This window comes from Acinetobacter towneri, from assembly GCF_017498585.1.
Lineage (GTDB): Bacteria > Pseudomonadota > Gammaproteobacteria > Pseudomonadales > Moraxellaceae > Acinetobacter > Acinetobacter towneri.
In genome coordinates this window covers 264,393-279,309 of the sequence record NZ_CP071766.1, presented here as the reverse complement: position 1 = coordinate 279,309, position 14,917 = coordinate 264,393, and the positions used below count along the sequence as shown (strand labels likewise).

Below are 14,917 nucleotides of genomic sequence, written 5' to 3'. Positions count from 1 at the left end.
ATGAAAAGCATATTGCATGACTTGTCAATTTTTTTCGTACCAAAACATAAGGTCATTAGACCATTTAAAATTAGGTCTTAATCCTTATGTTATAACGGTTTTTAGCGCAAGATTAAAGTTCAGACAACAAAAAAGCCTAGTAAAAAACTAGGCTTTTTCAGAAAGTCGTTCTTATTGGAAAGAAAAACCATCTAAATTCAAGTTATTTGCTGAAAGTGCGAGGTCAAGACTCGAAGTTTGATAATCTTGATCACGTTGTTTCAAAATGTCTTTAGAAACGTGACCTTCTGCAATTTCACGTAAAGCAACAACGGTAGGTTTGTCGTTGTCCCACTCTACAGTTGGCTCAATGCCTTGACGTGCCAATTGACGCGCGCGCTTGCTTGCCACTAGTACAAGCTCAAAGCGGTTGTCTACATGGTCTAAACAATCTTCAACGGTAACGCGTGCCATAAGAATTCTCGTTCGAATAATAAATTTAAACAGACTGTGCAGTATAAGGTGCTTTGCTTATAGACTCAAGTTTTAATCACGCGCTTGGCGGGCTAATTAACTTTTGAATCAAGGCTTGATGACGATGTGCCTGCTGCGCCATCACCAAACGATTAGCCGTAATCACCGATTCTAAATCGTGCAGAGCCTTATTAAAGTCATCATTAATAATCACATAGTCAAAATTGACATATTGTTGCATGTCTTCAACTGCGCAGCCTAGACGATGTTCAATTACATCGACTGCATCGGTGCCACGGTTAGACAAACGCTCGCGTAAATCAAACTGACTTGGTGGAAGAATAAAAATTTGCTTCGATTCAGGAAAAAGATTGCGTACTTGCTGAGCGCCTTGCCAGTCAATTTCAAGTAACACATCGTGACCTTTGGCTAACTGCTCTTTAACCGTCGCTTGCGCGGTGCCGTAATAATTGCCAAACACCTCTGCATACTCAATAAAACCGCCTTGTTCTACCAAGTCGATAAAATCTTGTTTTTGTGTGAAGTGATAATGCACACCATCGAGTTCGCCGGGACGTTGACCACGTGTTGTGTGAGAAACTGAAACGTGTAAATTATTCACACGCTCAAGCAGGGCTTTAACAAGGGATGTTTTGCCTGTTCCTGAAGCGGCAGAAACGACAAACAATAGACCCGACATGATATTTTTCCTGATATGATAAAATATCTTCTCTATTTTAGAGTAGACGCCCCTTAAACAAAATAGCCAAGATGGCTTTTGTTGGCATAAATTTTAAAACATCCCACCTATTTAACTTCAACATAGAGGGTTCTATGGAAATTGTATTGGCGAATCCACGTGGTTTTTGTGCAGGTGTAGACCGAGCAATTGCGATTGTAAATCGTGCCCTTGAGTGTTTTAATCCCCCTATATATGTACGTCACGAAGTGGTACACAATAAATTTGTGGTAGATGACTTACGCCAACGCGGTGCAATTTTTGTCGATGAGCTAGATGAAGTGCCTGATGACAATATCGTGATTTTTAGTGCGCATGGCGTATCTAAAGCAGTACAACAAGAAGCAGAGCGTCGTGGTTTAAAAGTATTTGATGCGACTTGTCCATTGGTGACCAAAGTGCATATTGAAGTCACTAAATATGCGCGTGAAGGCACTGAAGCCATTTTGATTGGGCATGAAGGCCACCCAGAAGTTGAAGGCACGATGGGGCAGTACGACAAGAAAAATGGCGGTGACATTTATTTGGTAGAAGATGAGGATGATGTGGCTGCACTTGCGGTTAAGCATCCAGATAAAGTGGCTTTTGTGACACAAACCACCTTGTCGATTGATGATACTGCCAAAGTGATTGATGCCTTGCGCCAAAAATATCCAAATATTCAAGGACCGCGTAAAGACGATATTTGTTATGCCACTCAAAACCGTCAGGATGCAGTGCGTGACTTAGCCAATCAATGTGATGTGGTGTTGGTGGTTGGTTCGCCAAACTCATCTAACTCTAACCGTTTACGCGAACTTGCAGAGCGTATGGGGAAACAAGCCTACTTGGTGGATAATGCCGATGAATTAAACCAAGCATGGTTTAAAGCAAATACAAAAATTGGTGTAACTGCGGGCGCATCTGCACCTGAAATTTTAATTAAACAGGTGATTCAACGCTTACAGGATTGGGGTGCAACTGCCCCTGAAGAGCTTGCAGGCCGTGAAGAAAATATTACCTTTAGTTTGCCAAAAGAGTTACGTATTCCTGTAATACAGGCTTAAACTGCGAAGTACATAACACTCTAAAAAATTGATGAAAAATAGGCAGATAACTGTTGCATGACGGTTATCTGCTTTTTTATGCCTTTTATCCTGAAGTGTGAGGGTTTTGTAAAATTGTTGGTTAGTATTTTTAATAGGACAAAGTCTATGTCTTGGGGGGAGTATGCGAAAAAAAGAAAACGGGTTCACCTTAATTGAGTTGATGGTGACCATTGCGGTGTTGGCGATTATCGCGATGATGGCGGCTCCTTCGTTTGGGGATTTAGTAGCAAAGCAGAGACTGAATACTTTAGCGCGTGATTTTGCAAATTTAGTTACGGATGCTAGAGGTCATGCAATATCTCTACGAAAAAATATAACGATAAAACTGGAATGTCCTATGAATAGTGGGGGGGTAAAAGTGTGTCCAGAAAATACAAGTACTTTGTATTATTGGAGCAAGTCCCTCGCTGATACTGAGTTAAAAAGCTTAAGTCTGGATGATGTGGTTTTTTCAGGGCTTGGATTAGCAAAACAAAGAACAGCCATGATAGATAATCCGAATTATGATCCAAATCTTCCTGAGGATTTGAATGCAGATCCTCCTGAAAATCCAAAAAAAATTCAAGTAATTGTTCCTTTGGAATTTACATTTTGTAATTCAAAAATTAAGCAAAGTCGCACAGTCTATATATCTAGTGTTGGGATTGTAGATCGAATTGAGTCAGGAGTGTGTTCATGAGCGGTCTATATGCACAAAAGGGAGTCGGGTTGATGGAGGTGCTTGTTGCACTAGTAATTTTAGCAATAGGTGTCTTAGGGTTTTCTGCATTGCAGCTTAAAGGTATCGAGGCTGCACAGGAAGCCAATGAACAAGCAATAGCTGTTAATCTTGCAAGAGACTTAGCAGAAAGAATGCGAGTGAATCGTTCCGCTTTATCCCAATACGCGACATTTATCAATAGTAAGGAAGAGGATGAAAGCAGTTGTACTTCAACTAATTCTGTCGGAACTGGCGCAGCAAGTGTGCAAATTCCAAATTGTAATGCAAATACTATGGCAAAACATGATGTAAGTGAGATTACTTTAAGGGCTAAAGAATTAGGTCAAACACTTGTTGTTAGAAGGTGTGTGAAAAGTAATTTAAGTTGTATCTATGTTGCATGGGGTAATACAACAATAAGTGCAACAGATGTGTCAGCATGTGTTAATGAAGCTACAGGTACATACAGAAGCAATACTCAATGTTTAGTTTTGGAGGCTTACTAAAATGATAAAAAATCCAAAACAGCTAGGTTTTACACTGATTGAGTTGATGATTTCATTGGTACTAGGTCTGCTTGTTAGTGCAATAGCTATTAATATATTTTTTTTGGGGCAAAGAAGCTCTACTGTGCAGCAGGGAATGATGAGTCTTCAAAACTCAACTTTATTTAATTTAGGCTCAGTAATTAACTCAATACGCATAGCAAATTTAAACTCATCAAAGCCTTTTATTGATGACACTGTGCTTTATGGTGGAATTGTTTTGTCTCGAAACAATATTTCAAACAATGTTAAAGAAGACGGAAGCTTAAATTTTACAATTAATGATAATTTGCTTACAAAAAGTACTATTGGTCCTTCAAACTTAGATGGTCAAAGCAGTGATCAGCTCGTTGTGCAATATAAGGTCAGTACAGCGAATCAATATGATTGTGAGGGGCAGGAAGTTACAGCAAATGATTATGTTGTAGAAAGATATTTTTTAAGAGAAGACGATAAGCCACGCAATGATCCCAATAAAGCTTTGGTGTTGGCATGTAAAGCTACACGATATACAGAAAGTACTGCAAAAACTAACACAACCTTGTCTGGATTGACTGGGGGAGGGGAGATTATTGTGCCTCGTGTAGACCACTTTTCAGTTCGTTTAGGTGTCGCATTTGATGGTGCGAATCCAAATTGTACTGGTACGAGTGTAACTACAGGGGAGGGTGAGAGTAGGGTGACCACTAATTACGAACCTGATACTAAGCTAGATTGTTTTAGTTATATGGATGTTGATGATTACATGGGGTTGTCGGGAAGAAAACCACAAATTGTTTCTGTTCAACTAGGTCTCTTGGTTCGATCTTCTGATTCTACTGGTGTGAATCAGTATTTCGATGAGGATCGTGTGTTTGAAGTGTTGGGTGCAAAAGGTAAGTTAATTGCGGATGCGAACAATCATCTCTATTTGAGAAGTGTTGTAAATCAGACAATCGCCATTAGAAATGGTTTTGGGATTGAGTAGGTAAAGATATGAAAAAAATCAAGGCTAAAAAATCTCAAAGAGGAGCAACACTTATTGTTGTGCTTGTTATGTTGGTGCTCCTCACATTGGTTGGCTTATGGGCAATACGAGGCAGTATAACGTCATTAAAGATTTCTACAAATGCTCAAGTTGTAGCGCTATTAAAGCAAACGAGTGACTCTGTTTTCTTTACATTGGAAAATAAAACAGATGACGAGCTGGTATTTACCAACATGCGTATTGGGGATGGCATGCTCAATTATACCCTTCGTCCAGAGAACAAAGGTAAGGAGCTTGTTTTTTGTGTTCGGGGGGAGACTGCGGACAACTTTGTGGGTAGCCGTATTGGTAGTGTGGTGTACTGGCAAGGTAATGCAATAAGAAATACAGACATGGGTAAAAATGGATTCTGCCAAGTTGGACGTACAGCTGACTTTTTAAGTGGTAGAAATGCCGTCCTAACGCAAGTAAGTGTTCGAGCGGGCTCAAGCGATCGCGACTGGGAGCATTTGATGGAAGGTGATGATAAAGAAACCTCCAAGAGCACAGGCATTCAAAAGGTGGTTATTACGGCAACTTCCTTGATTCCAAAACTCAGCAATAGTGATGATTCAAAAATTAATGAGTGTCTTTCAAACTTCACAAGCTTTAAAGATAATCTGGTTCAAAATGAAACAGTTACAGATTGTCTGGCAAATCTTAATGTTCCGTATAGCACCCAAGAAATGGAATATACGATGAAACCAGTGCGTGCATCGTAGGAGAAATAACATGAAGAATTTAAATATGAAAAATGTTCATCGATCTGCATTAGCACGGACTGAAGTGAACATGGTAATCGATAGATTTAAGATGGTTACACTTGCAGCTTCTATTACGACCTTAATCTGTTCAAGTGTTACAAGCTATGCTGCAGATTTAGAAATTTATAAAATTCCAGAAAATAGTACGGGTACAGCAACTTTAATGTTGATGCTAGATACTTCAGGCAGTATGCGTTGGAATATGCATAACACAAGTAATGCTTCTGCAGGCAATAGTCGGTTGGATATTCTTAAAAAGGGATTGCAAGATGTATTGGAGGGCACGGCAACAGTTAAGCGTGTTGAAGATAAAGTTGTTATGGGGCTAGCGACATTTGCGGGGGACAACGGGTTTATTAGAGTTCCTGCGAAGCCTTTGGGTGAAAAAACGGGTGAAGAAGTTGTAGATCAAATTTTTAAAAAACCCTTATGGATTCGTTATAGTAATAGAGTAGGAAGTGGCTATGGTGCAACCACCACCACTTATTACAATAAATGTACTTCCTGGGATGAGAGTAATTATAATTGTTTAACATGGTCGGGTGATACTACCTCCTCATCTGGATACAAAGATAGCTCTCCATATAAGTATACAACAAACCAAGATTGTAATTATGGTAATCGCAGTGACTGTCGTTATGTTTATCAGGAAATTCCTAAGTATAGAGATGAAACACACAGAGATGTTTTACTTTCTGAAATCAAAAAATTAAGTCCTGATGGGGGTACACCTACCCCATATGCTTATGCTGAGGTTGCTGCTTACTTGATGGGGCAAAGCACAGTCTTACCGAATATAGAAAGAAATGTACCCGCACATGCTAAACGTACAGCTAATAACACTGATGAGGGTTGGGATTGTCAGTCGTGGAGGTTAAGCGACAATACATGTCGTAATTGGGGCTCACGAGTAACTAACTATGGAAATGTGCCTACCGGTTATACAAGCTCTTATAGTTGTACGATAAGAAGTGGGTATACAGATTATTCTGCGACTTGTTATCGTTATAATAAAGAGTTTAACGATTCTGATAATAATTATTCTGGGTGGAATAATTCTGTAGATAGTGTTAAAAATGCAACATTAAGCAGATACATAGCTCCATCCTCGATTACCGCTCAATTAGGTGATTCTGAAGAGGCTGTTAATAAAAGAGAGTGTAGCGGACAAGGTATTTATTTCTTGACTGATGGTGAACCAGAGCCTAACGGCACAGCACCTGGAAGTGATGGGAAGAGTGGTACTGCATATAAGCTAATGGCACAAAGTTTAGGCAATAAAAAAGATTTATTTAGTTGCTCAGACAGTAATCTTGGTAATCTCAATGGGTATAAGAACCCTCAAAATGCATGGAGCTGTGTGGGCAATTATGCTGAGACGCTATTAGAAAAAGCTTCAAATCCAATAGGCTTGCAAATTAAAACTGCAGTGGTTGGTTTTAGTTCTAGTTTTAGTTCAGATACTAATGTCGATGTTCAAGATGCAAAAAATTGGGGAATCATTGGCGGTGGTAAGTGGTATGTAGGTACCAATTCACAAAGTGTTGTAGATAGTATTAATAACTTTATTAATGAGATTCAAAAAGATATTCCTTCGATGAGTACGGGTTCATCTACAATTCCTGTGGATGCTTTGAATCCAGAAATCATCCAACCTTACGCTTATTCTCCTCAGTTTGAACCTAAAGCAGATCCAGCAGATAATAGACAATTGTGGTTTGGTAATCTTAAAAAATATTATGTATTTGAAGGTGGTATTTACTCTAGTCCAACAGGTGGTAGCTCAAATATTGTGGTTAAGAAAAGTAAGCTACAAGATTTAGACGATGCTTGGGCTAAGGCGGGGGTTACTTATCCTGATAATACGCCTGTATTTAAAAAGGGCGGAGTACTTAGTAAATTATTGTTAGGTGTTGTCGATGGTGTAGATGCATCTAATCAGCCAGTTAAAAAAACAGGTCGTAAACTTCTTACTGAATATAATTTTGATGGTACTGTAGCTACAAATGATCAAATTACACGAAACTTTGATCTTAATCAAATAGACCACACATATACTAAAAATGCTAAAACGAAGACAGATGAAGCAAATCGAATTAGAAGTCTAATGGCGTTGTTGGGTATTCGTATTGAGGATTCAGTTGATCCAACTGATTTAGATTTGTCACAATCGACTGCATATGAAAACCTACGTCAAATGGGAAGTATCTATCATTCTTTACCAGTTTTATTAACTCAAGAAGGTAAAGCAGTTGCTCAGCGAAGTACGACAACGAATAAAGTTTTCGTAAGCACTACAGATCGAAAAGATTATGTAATGTTCGGTACCACTCAAGGATTACTTACAGTAGTAGATGCCGATAATGGAGTAGAAAAGTTTAGTTTTGTCCCTAAGGAAATAATTGAAAAACAACCTGAAACATTTAAGGAAAATGCGGGAAGTTTATCAGGTGGTAAAAATGCTCTCTACTATGGTCTTGATGGTGAATGGGTTGCGCATACAGTATATGTCACTGACTCTGATGGCACCATGACAGTAAAAGGTGCCTCGCGTGCCATTTTAGGTGCAACACCTGCTGAAAATGAAAACTTTGATGGTAAACAGTGGGTCTATGGTGGTATGCGTATGGGAGGGAGAAGCTATTATTCATTAGATCTTACCGATATTAACAAACCGAAGCTTAAATTTCATATTGATCCTTCAACAGGAAAAGTATATTCAGCAGACCACCCAACTGGGAAAACTTATGCTGCTATTTCCAATATGGCTCAAAGTTGGTCAAAACCCAAACTTGATTATGTGAACTGGATGGGTGAGCGTAAATTAGTGATGTTTGTGGGTGGTGGCTACGATGCTGGTGGTGAGCAGGGTGATGGACTGTATGCACATGGAATCCGCACTGGCTATGCTGGATATGAACACTACAACTATGCGCAGGATAATAAAAAAGGTTCGGGCGTCTATATGTTTGATGCAGATAATGGAGATCTTCTCTGGTATGCGAACTCAGATTCAAGTGGAAGTAACGGTGTTGCACACATAGGTCATAATGATCTTAAATACAGCGTTGCGAGTGATATTAAAACTATTGACCGTAATAATGATGGTGTAGTGGATCACATATATTTTGGTGATTTAGCCGGACAAGCTTTCCGTGTTGATTTTAATGGCACAAAGACAAGTTTTAATTCACAAATTAATAAAATTTTAGACCTTCATCAAAATGATGGTACTAGCCCACGATTCTATATGTCTCCGACATTTACAGCCCATCATAGTGCACAGCGTAAAGAAGGTGCGCATGTTGTAGTTGCAACATTTATATCTGGCAATAAGAGTTCTCCGTTGTTAGCTACAGTTGACTCGCCGTCAGAAACAGGTAAGAAAAATCCTCTGGGTTTACAATATGATGCTGTATATGCGATTTATGATTATGATATTCATCCAAATGGCCAGTTCTTCCCGAATAGTCACATTACCGCTAGAACTCTGAGCAATGAGAATGCTACCGCATCTACGAGTCATCTCAAGTTAATCAGAGATGTAGTGCGTTCAGATAATGAAGATACATTGGTAAAAGGTGCCTTGGCACATTCAACAAATGGTTGGGGGGGGTGGTACTATAAATTTGATAAAAAATTTGATGGTACCGATGCTGAGGCGAGCATTATTAAAGGGCTATCTCCACTAATTGCTATGGAAGGTAGTCTTTATGTGACAATGTATGATGCTTCAAATAATGGTACGTCTTCAAGTTGTGGTGCGGGTGTAAAAGGACATAGTTTTACACAGCGTTTATGTTTGCCGACAGGTGTGTGTCCTGAAAATGCAAACCATAAATATAATTTAGGTGCGGGTATTGTTAGTCTAAACGTTGGTTCAGTGGATGGTAGTAATATTAAATCTATCGTAGTTCCAGATCCAGATGATATAGGTGCATCATCATGTGTAGGTACAGACTGTGCGGGTAAGCCTAAATTCCTTCCAGCAGGTGGTTCAATTCGTTTCATTCCAAACCGTTGGTTTGAACGCTATGCGAAAATGGACTGATAATAATGAGAAGAACACATAAAATGCTACCATCTCAAAAGTTTAATCAGGGTTTTACCCTGATCGAACTAATGATTGTGGTTGTGATACTTTCAATATTGGCAACTATCGCAACAATATCTTATAAACAGTTTGTTCAACGAAGCGTGGCAGCTCAAGCTCAACAAGAAATAGCTAAATTATCTGAACAGTTAGAACGTCATAAATCTCGTAATTTTAGTTACAAGGGTTTTGATGCAACTTATCTTTATACAGGTGGATCTATTTTTGATGCGAGTTCTCAAACATTGGATTTAAACTCAACATATACAATTAGTATTGTTGATGGTGTTTCTACTAGCACCTTATTGACTGATACAAATGCATCAGGAAATCAATGGGCGATCAGAGCAAATAGTCGTGATCCCGAGAATTTTAGCTACTTATTAACAAGTAAAGGTTTGCGTTGTAAAAATAAAGCTAGCAATCTAGTGACATATACGGGGTGTGGTACAGGGGGCGAAGAATGGTAAAAAAATCGGGATTTACATTAATTGAACTTCTTATCGTAGTTGCCATTATTGGAATTCTAGCCTCCATTGCATATCCATCTTATCAAGACTATTTAATTAAAGCGAAACGTGTAGAAGCTCAATCAGAGTTGTTGGTTATTGCGCAAAATTTAGCTAAATATAAAGCTACAAACGGTAACTTTAGTAATGCTGATTTATCAAGGGTTTATGGTGCAAATGTATTACCGAAAGATGGTGCAGCAATGTATGATTTGGTATTAACGGTTACAAATAGTAATTGGATTTTATCAGCTAGCCCTAAAAATGGTACTCGTCAACAGGGTAATGGAAGTATTGTGATTAATAGTATGGGGCAAAAATGTTGGACTAAAGGAAGTACTTGCACACCATCCGCAACTTCCAACTGGGACGGAAAATAAATAAATTCAAATCTGCGGATAAATACGTTTTGATCTTTCATTCAGGGCAAAATTCACGTAAAATACTGCCCTCTATGAAAGGGGTTTGAAATGTGTCGATGGTCGGTACAGGGATAATCCGTAAAAACTATAAGGTTGTATCATGGTAGTTATTCGTCTTACTCGTGGTGGTGCTAAAAAGCGTCCATTCTATCAAATCGTTGTAACTGACAGTCGAAATGCGCGTGACGGTCGTTTCATCGAACGTATTGGTTTCTTTAACCCAACAGCTCAAGGTAAAGCAGAAAAACTTCGTTTAGATGCTGACCGTTTTGCTCACTGGGTTGCTCAAGGTGCTCAACCGTCTGAACGTGTTGCTTCTTTAGCTGCTCAAGCGAAGAAAGCTGCAGCTGCTGCATAATTTTTAGAAATTAAGTCGTAGGTAGCCCATGACACCAACACAGAATGTGCCCGAAGATCGTATTCAGATTGGACAGCTACGTTCAGCATATGGATTAAATGGGTGGCTCTGGGTCTATTCCAACACAGAACCTATGAGCAACATATTTGACTACCTGCCTTGGTACATTGAAACCAAAGCAGGTTGGCAAATGGTTGATGTAAAACGTTGGAAACCACATGGCAAGGGTCTGGTTGTTTCGCTAAAAGGTGTGAGTGATCGTACCGCAGCAGACAACTTGGTTGGCGCAAATATCTGGATTTCAAAAGCGCAACTGCCTCAACCAGGCGTGGACGAGTATTATTGGTCTGATTTAAAAGGTCTAACAGTGTTAGGTCTGGACGATGACGAACAAGAAGTGAACCTCGGTCAAATCCATGAACTGTTTGAAACAGGTGCCAATGACGTGATGGTGGTTCGCGCAACTGCCGATAGCGTCGATGGCGAAGAGCGTATGATTCCATGGCATAAAGATGTGGTACAACGCGTTGATCTCGAAGCGGGTCGCATCTACGTGAATTGGGGCGTAGATTATTAATCCTTTCAGGATTCGCAGAGCAGGAAAATAGAGGAGTCTGCGGTGTTTTTTGCAGTCATTACGCTTTTTCCTGAAATGTTTGAAGCGATTACAGCTTACGGTATTAGCGGACGTGCAGCAAAACGTGACTTGATGCAAATTCATTGTATTAATCCACGTGATTATGCACAGGGCAACTACAAACGGGTGGATGAACGTCCATTTGGTGGTGGTCCAGGTATGGTGATGATGGCAGAGCCTTTGGCGCAAGCAATCCAGCATGCCAAAAATCTTGCACAGCAAGCGGGTGCAGTTCATGTACCTGTGGTGTATATGTCGCCACAAGGTAAAACCTTAAACGAAACTGCAGTACAACAATTCGTTAAATATGATGGATTAATTGTATTGTGTGGTCGCTATGAAGGGGTCGATGAGCGTTTAATCCAAAACTATGTTGATCAGGAATGGTCAATTGGGGATTATGTTTTATCGGGTGGCGAGCTACCTGCGATGGTGTTGTTGGACAGTATTATTCGGAGACTTCCAGGTGCTATGTCTGATGAGCAATCTCATGTGCAGGACTCTTTTGTGGATGGTCTTTTAGATTGCCCACAATATACCAAGCCAGACCATTTTGAAGGGTTGGACGTGCCTGAAGTATTAAAATCGGGTCATCATGCCAATATTGAAAAATGGCGGTTTTTGCAGCGCTATCAACGTACACTTGAACGTCGACCTGAGTTGATTGAAAAAGTTGAGTTGAGTAAGCAGCAGAAAAAATGGCTAAAAGATTCGCAAGGGTAGACCAAATAATTGGTTTATCTAAGCACAATGGCTACAGGCAGTTGGTTTGTAGTCTTAAATAGGCTCTTTATGCATTGAAGCGGTCAGGCATAAAGGGAAAGTCAATCGGGTTTATGCGCTTTAGCCTCTATACCCAGTGGAAATCAGACCTCTTCTGACCCACACATACTGGAGATACCCCATGAGTGGTAAGCATCCTTTAGTACAAGCTGTTGAGAATGCACAGCTTAAGCAAGACATCCCAGCTTTTGCACCAGGCGATACAGTTATCGTTCAAGTAAAAGTAAAAGAAGGTGATCGTGAACGTCTTCAAGCATTTGAAGGTGTTGTAATTGCGAAGAAAAACCGTGGTTTGAACTCTGCGTTCACAGTACGTAAAATTTCTAGCGGTGTTGGTGTTGAGCGCGTTTTCCAAACTCACTCTCCAATCGTTGCGAAAATCGAAGTGAAACGTCGTGGTGACGTTCGTCGTGCTAAACTTTACTACCTACGCGAATTGTCTGGTAAAGCTGCACGTATTCGTGAGAAATTACCAGCACGTAAACAAGGTTAATTTTAACTTTGCTTTACAGCTAAAAAATGCGCCGTTTAGGCGCATTTTTTTATGTCTGCTATTTGAGTTTATAAACCTTGTAGTTTTAAGCGATTGGCATGTTGACGATACACATCAACAGGATCTGGTGCAAAAATATCTTTCATGCCCAAGAGTTGATTGACTTCATCTAAGTGGTTCCAATAGTAGTTATCACGAATGGTTTTACCAAATTTGGCGCTGCAGCGTGATACCAAACCATCATTATCACGACCATTATCAATCAACAAACTGGTCGCCAACATGGCTGAGTCTGGATCAAGTAAATTAGTGACAGCCGTATTGCCCGTAAATGAATAGAACTGGATGCCTTTTTCTTGATAAGCGCCCTCACCACAACTTGTCGTTGGCATACCCATTGGGAATTTGCTGTTAAATTGTGCTGAACCTGTGGTGCTCAAACTGTTGGCACCTGCCAATGAGTCATGTGGATAGCTATTTGGATCTAAACCTTGTGCCCAAGTAATGGTTTTAGACACTAAATTGACCATATCAATTAATGGTTTTTCGAGCGGTGCACCTTGTACATTCAAAATAAAGTCTGCCACAGGTGAGCCTTTATTCGGTGCACCGACAGCAGTCAGCGATGCGACTTTAGACGGCATCACGCCTGCAACATAACGAATAGTGGGCCCACCATGTGAGTGACCAATTAAGTTGACTTTGCTTGCACCTGTAATTGCAAGAATTTCATCGACCTGTTGTGCCAGTTGTTCCCCACGAACTTCGGATGAGTTAAAAGGAGATACACGGGTTGCCCAAGCGTTTGCACCGTTACGTGCTAAATTGGGTAAAATTTGGTACCAATAGTCGACACCTAACTGATCTCCACCAATATTGATAAAGCCTGCCATACCGTGAGTAAACACAATCGGATATTTGGTTTTGGCATAACTGGAGATCACGAAGTTAGATTTGACCTGTTCTGCATTGGATGCGTGCGCGGTACCGAGAGTACTGGCCGCGATTAAGCCTGCAATGAATAATCCATATTTCATATAACATCCTCTATTTTATTGTGCTTTCCTAGCATGACAATATCTATTGTCAAATATCATTATTCAGGAAATTTGCTAGATTGCAAGTTCTGAATGATTCATGGTTATTGAACTTCTTGCACTTGAGTTTCAAGCACAGGAAGATGGTTTTGCCAAGATTGAAATGAGCTTTACTATTACAAACCTTGTAATTTCAATCGGTTGGCATGTTGTCGATACAGTGCAACTGGGTCAGGTGCAAACAAGCCCGTTAAGCCAAACATCATGTTGGCAAGGTCGGTATGATTTAGTCGGTAGTTGTCACGAATGACGTGTCCAATGTGGGTACTACAACGTGCGACCATGCCATCGTTGTCTAAATTGCCATAAGACAGTGGGCCGAGTTGCATTAAAACAGTGTCAATATCCAGTAAATTGGTGGCTTGTGCTACACCTGTCCATGAATAGTAATGAATCCCGCGATCTACTTTGGCACCGCTGCTGCTGCAATTTGCGGCCAAGGCTGTGGTTGGAAAACGACGGTTAAAATCTGCAGACGCTGTTTCGGTTAAAGAAGCCATCGATGCATCAAAATCGACAGGCATGTCTGGCTGTTGCTGCGCCCAAGTAATGAGAGGCGCCACCATATAGTCGCCTAAAATATTAAACGCGGTGCGTGATAAACGATTATTTTGAATATCATCGGCAACTTTGGAGCCACGGAATGTACCTGCAACGCCCGTAATTGATGCCACATATTCAGGTTTGGTCGCAGCTACATAACGTACTGTTGGGCCACCATGTGAGTGACCAATTAAATTGACTTTGGATTTGCCAGTGATTGCCATGACTTCTTCGACTTGGGCAATCAGTTGCTCACCTCGAAATTCAGTACGGTGTGCAGGGGAGAGTTGTGCGGCAAATACGGTTGCGCCATTACGTGCCATATCTGGCAAAATTTGATACCAATAATCCATATTAAAGGTTTCATTGCCAATGCGTGACCATCCGAGCCAGCCGTGTACCATGAGCAATGGATATTTGGTTTTGGCATAGTCAGATTTGGCCTGTTCCTGAATAGGCAACACGCTTGGAGCAGCTTGAGCGACACCCATTGAACCGAGCAAGCAGCCAGTGACAGCCAATGTAATTGCCCGTATGTTAGAGATGATGGTCATAAAACAATCCTGTGTTCTTTATTTTTGTTACAAGTGAAGTGGTGGCTTCGCTTCCCTCTTGAAAGCTCAGATATGCAAATTGCCGTTGCTTACGGCACATTATTGTGAGTCATTCTCGACTATTTTTTGTACG

General features: G+C 40.4%; 16 protein-coding genes. 12 read left to right on the top strand and 4 right to left on the bottom strand.

The genetic code is table 11. The features are described 5' to 3' along the window. Nucleotides 1-171 precede the first annotated feature (171 nt). On the bottom strand, nucleotides 172-453 hold the full coding sequence (gene rpoZ / locus J4G44_RS01360) for a DNA-directed RNA polymerase subunit omega (RefSeq protein WP_004809957.1): 282 nt from the start codon (nucleotides 451-453) through the stop codon (nucleotides 172-174). A 76-nt stretch (nucleotides 454-529) separates the two neighbouring features. Further along, nucleotides 530-1,153, bottom strand: a complete 624-nt coding sequence (gene gmk, locus J4G44_RS01355) for a guanylate kinase (protein ID WP_004974513.1) — start codon at nucleotides 1,151-1,153, stop codon at nucleotides 530-532. Between the two features lie 134 nt (nucleotides 1,154-1,287). Here gmk and ispH point away from each other — a divergent pair, with 134 nt between their 5' ends. From ispH to rplS, 12 genes are all read left to right on the top strand, one after another. Then, complete coding sequence (ispH, locus tag J4G44_RS01350; protein ID WP_207973773.1) at nucleotides 1,288-2,238, top strand: 4-hydroxy-3-methylbut-2-enyl diphosphate reductase; 951 nt, start codon at nucleotides 1,288-1,290, stop codon at nucleotides 2,236-2,238. A gap of 163 nt (nucleotides 2,239-2,401) precedes the next feature. After that, the gene (locus tag J4G44_RS01345) at nucleotides 2,402-2,959 is read left to right on the top strand and encodes a pilus assembly FimT family protein (RefSeq protein ID WP_180158752.1); all 558 of its coding nucleotides are present in this window, start codon (nucleotides 2,402-2,404) and stop codon (nucleotides 2,957-2,959) included. Then, nucleotides 2,956-3,486: a type IV pilus modification protein PilV gene (pilV, locus tag J4G44_RS01340; protein WP_207973772.1), complete on the top strand. Its 531-nt coding sequence runs from the start codon at nucleotides 2,956-2,958 to the stop codon at nucleotides 3,484-3,486. Before J4G44_RS01345 ends, pilV begins: the two co-directional genes overlap by 4 nt. A 1-nt stretch (nucleotide 3,487) precedes the next feature. Further along, nucleotides 3,488-4,492: a prepilin-type N-terminal cleavage/methylation domain-containing protein gene (locus J4G44_RS01335; RefSeq protein WP_207973771.1), complete on the top strand. Its 1,005-nt coding sequence runs from the start codon at nucleotides 3,488-3,490 to the stop codon at nucleotides 4,490-4,492. 8 nt (nucleotides 4,493-4,500) lie between these two features. Next, entirely contained in the window at nucleotides 4,501-5,253 is a 753-nt protein-coding gene (locus J4G44_RS01330) for a PilX N-terminal domain-containing pilus assembly protein (RefSeq protein WP_207973770.1), read from the top strand. Between the two features lie 10 nt (nucleotides 5,254-5,263). Continuing rightward, nucleotides 5,264-9,346, top strand: a complete 4,083-nt coding sequence (locus tag J4G44_RS01325) for a hypothetical protein (protein WP_207973769.1) — start codon at nucleotides 5,264-5,266, stop codon at nucleotides 9,344-9,346. Nucleotides 9,347-9,369: 23 nt separating this feature from the next. Then, entirely contained in the window at nucleotides 9,370-9,858 is a 489-nt protein-coding gene (locus J4G44_RS01320) for a type IV pilin protein (protein ID WP_180043538.1), read from the top strand. Next, nucleotides 9,852-10,277 (top strand): type IV pilin protein, encoded by a 426-nt coding sequence (locus tag J4G44_RS01315; protein WP_180158755.1) that lies wholly within the window; start codon nucleotides 9,852-9,854, stop codon nucleotides 10,275-10,277. Before J4G44_RS01320 ends, J4G44_RS01315 begins: the two co-directional genes overlap by 7 nt. A gap of 142 nt (nucleotides 10,278-10,419) precedes the next feature. Further along, on the top strand, nucleotides 10,420-10,677 hold the full coding sequence (gene rpsP / locus J4G44_RS01310; RefSeq protein ID WP_004974526.1) for a 30S ribosomal protein S16: 258 nt from the start codon (nucleotides 10,420-10,422) through the stop codon (nucleotides 10,675-10,677). 28 nt (nucleotides 10,678-10,705) lie between these two features. Continuing rightward, nucleotides 10,706-11,254 (top strand): ribosome maturation factor RimM, encoded by a 549-nt coding sequence (gene rimM, locus J4G44_RS01305; protein ID WP_004974527.1) that lies wholly within the window; start codon nucleotides 10,706-10,708, stop codon nucleotides 11,252-11,254. Nucleotides 11,255-11,296: 42 nt separating this feature from the next. Then, nucleotides 11,297-12,037, top strand: coding sequence for a tRNA (guanosine(37)-N1)-methyltransferase TrmD (trmD, locus tag J4G44_RS01300; protein WP_207973768.1), 741 nt, complete (start codon nucleotides 11,297-11,299; stop codon nucleotides 12,035-12,037). A 181-nt stretch (nucleotides 12,038-12,218) separates the two neighbouring features. Beyond that, nucleotides 12,219-12,590 (top strand): 50S ribosomal protein L19, encoded by a 372-nt coding sequence (gene rplS, locus J4G44_RS01295; protein WP_004974529.1) that lies wholly within the window; start codon nucleotides 12,219-12,221, stop codon nucleotides 12,588-12,590. A gap of 68 nt (nucleotides 12,591-12,658) precedes the next feature. Here the strand turns inward: rplS and J4G44_RS01290 are convergent, their stop codons facing one another. Together J4G44_RS01290 and J4G44_RS01285 are read right to left on the bottom strand one after the other, a co-directional pair. Next, entirely contained in the window at nucleotides 12,659-13,627 is a 969-nt protein-coding gene (locus J4G44_RS01290; RefSeq protein ID WP_180186856.1) for a lipase family alpha/beta hydrolase, read from the bottom strand. Between the two features lie 176 nt (nucleotides 13,628-13,803). Beyond that, a complete protein-coding gene (locus J4G44_RS01285) occupies nucleotides 13,804-14,784 on the bottom strand; it encodes an esterase/lipase family protein (RefSeq protein ID WP_104852622.1) in 981 nt (326 codons plus the stop codon). Between the last annotated feature and the right edge of the window lie 133 nt (nucleotides 14,785-14,917).

Excerpts from the sequence above, each read along its gene's own strand:
- J4G44_RS01290 (WP_180186856.1), bottom strand. The coding sequence starts at position 13,627 with ATGAAATATGGATTATTCATTGCAGGCTTAATCGCGGCCAGTACTCTC.
- pilV (WP_207973772.1), top strand. The coding sequence starts at position 2,956 with ATGAGCGGTCTATATGCACAAAAGGGAGTCGGGTTGATGGAGGTGCTT.
- J4G44_RS01335 (WP_207973771.1), top strand. The coding sequence starts at position 3,488 with ATGATAAAAAATCCAAAACAGCTAGGTTTTACACTGATTGAGTTGATG.
- J4G44_RS01345 (WP_180158752.1), top strand. The coding sequence starts at position 2,402 with ATGCGAAAAAAAGAAAACGGGTTCACCTTAATTGAGTTGATGGTGACC.
- rpoZ (WP_004809957.1), bottom strand. The coding sequence starts at position 453 with ATGGCACGCGTTACCGTTGAAGATTGTTTAGACCATGTAGACAACCGC.
- J4G44_RS01285 (WP_104852622.1), bottom strand. The coding sequence starts at position 14,784 with ATGACCATCATCTCTAACATACGGGCAATTACATTGGCTGTCACTGGC.
- J4G44_RS01320 (WP_180043538.1), top strand. The coding sequence starts at position 9,370 with ATGCTACCATCTCAAAAGTTTAATCAGGGTTTTACCCTGATCGAACTA.
- rimM (WP_004974527.1), top strand. The coding sequence starts at position 10,706 with ATGACACCAACACAGAATGTGCCCGAAGATCGTATTCAGATTGGACAG.
- rpsP (WP_004974526.1), top strand. The coding sequence starts at position 10,420 with ATGGTAGTTATTCGTCTTACTCGTGGTGGTGCTAAAAAGCGTCCATTC.
- J4G44_RS01325 (WP_207973769.1), top strand. The coding sequence starts at position 5,264 with ATGAAGAATTTAAATATGAAAAATGTTCATCGATCTGCATTAGCACGG.
- J4G44_RS01315 (WP_180158755.1), top strand. The coding sequence starts at position 9,852 with ATGGTAAAAAAATCGGGATTTACATTAATTGAACTTCTTATCGTAGTT.
- ispH (WP_207973773.1), top strand. The coding sequence starts at position 1,288 with ATGGAAATTGTATTGGCGAATCCACGTGGTTTTTGTGCAGGTGTAGAC.
- rplS (WP_004974529.1), top strand. The coding sequence starts at position 12,219 with ATGAGTGGTAAGCATCCTTTAGTACAAGCTGTTGAGAATGCACAGCTT.
- gmk (WP_004974513.1), bottom strand. The coding sequence starts at position 1,153 with ATGTCGGGTCTATTGTTTGTCGTTTCTGCCGCTTCAGGAACAGGCAAA.
- J4G44_RS01330 (WP_207973770.1), top strand. The coding sequence starts at position 4,501 with ATGAAAAAAATCAAGGCTAAAAAATCTCAAAGAGGAGCAACACTTATT.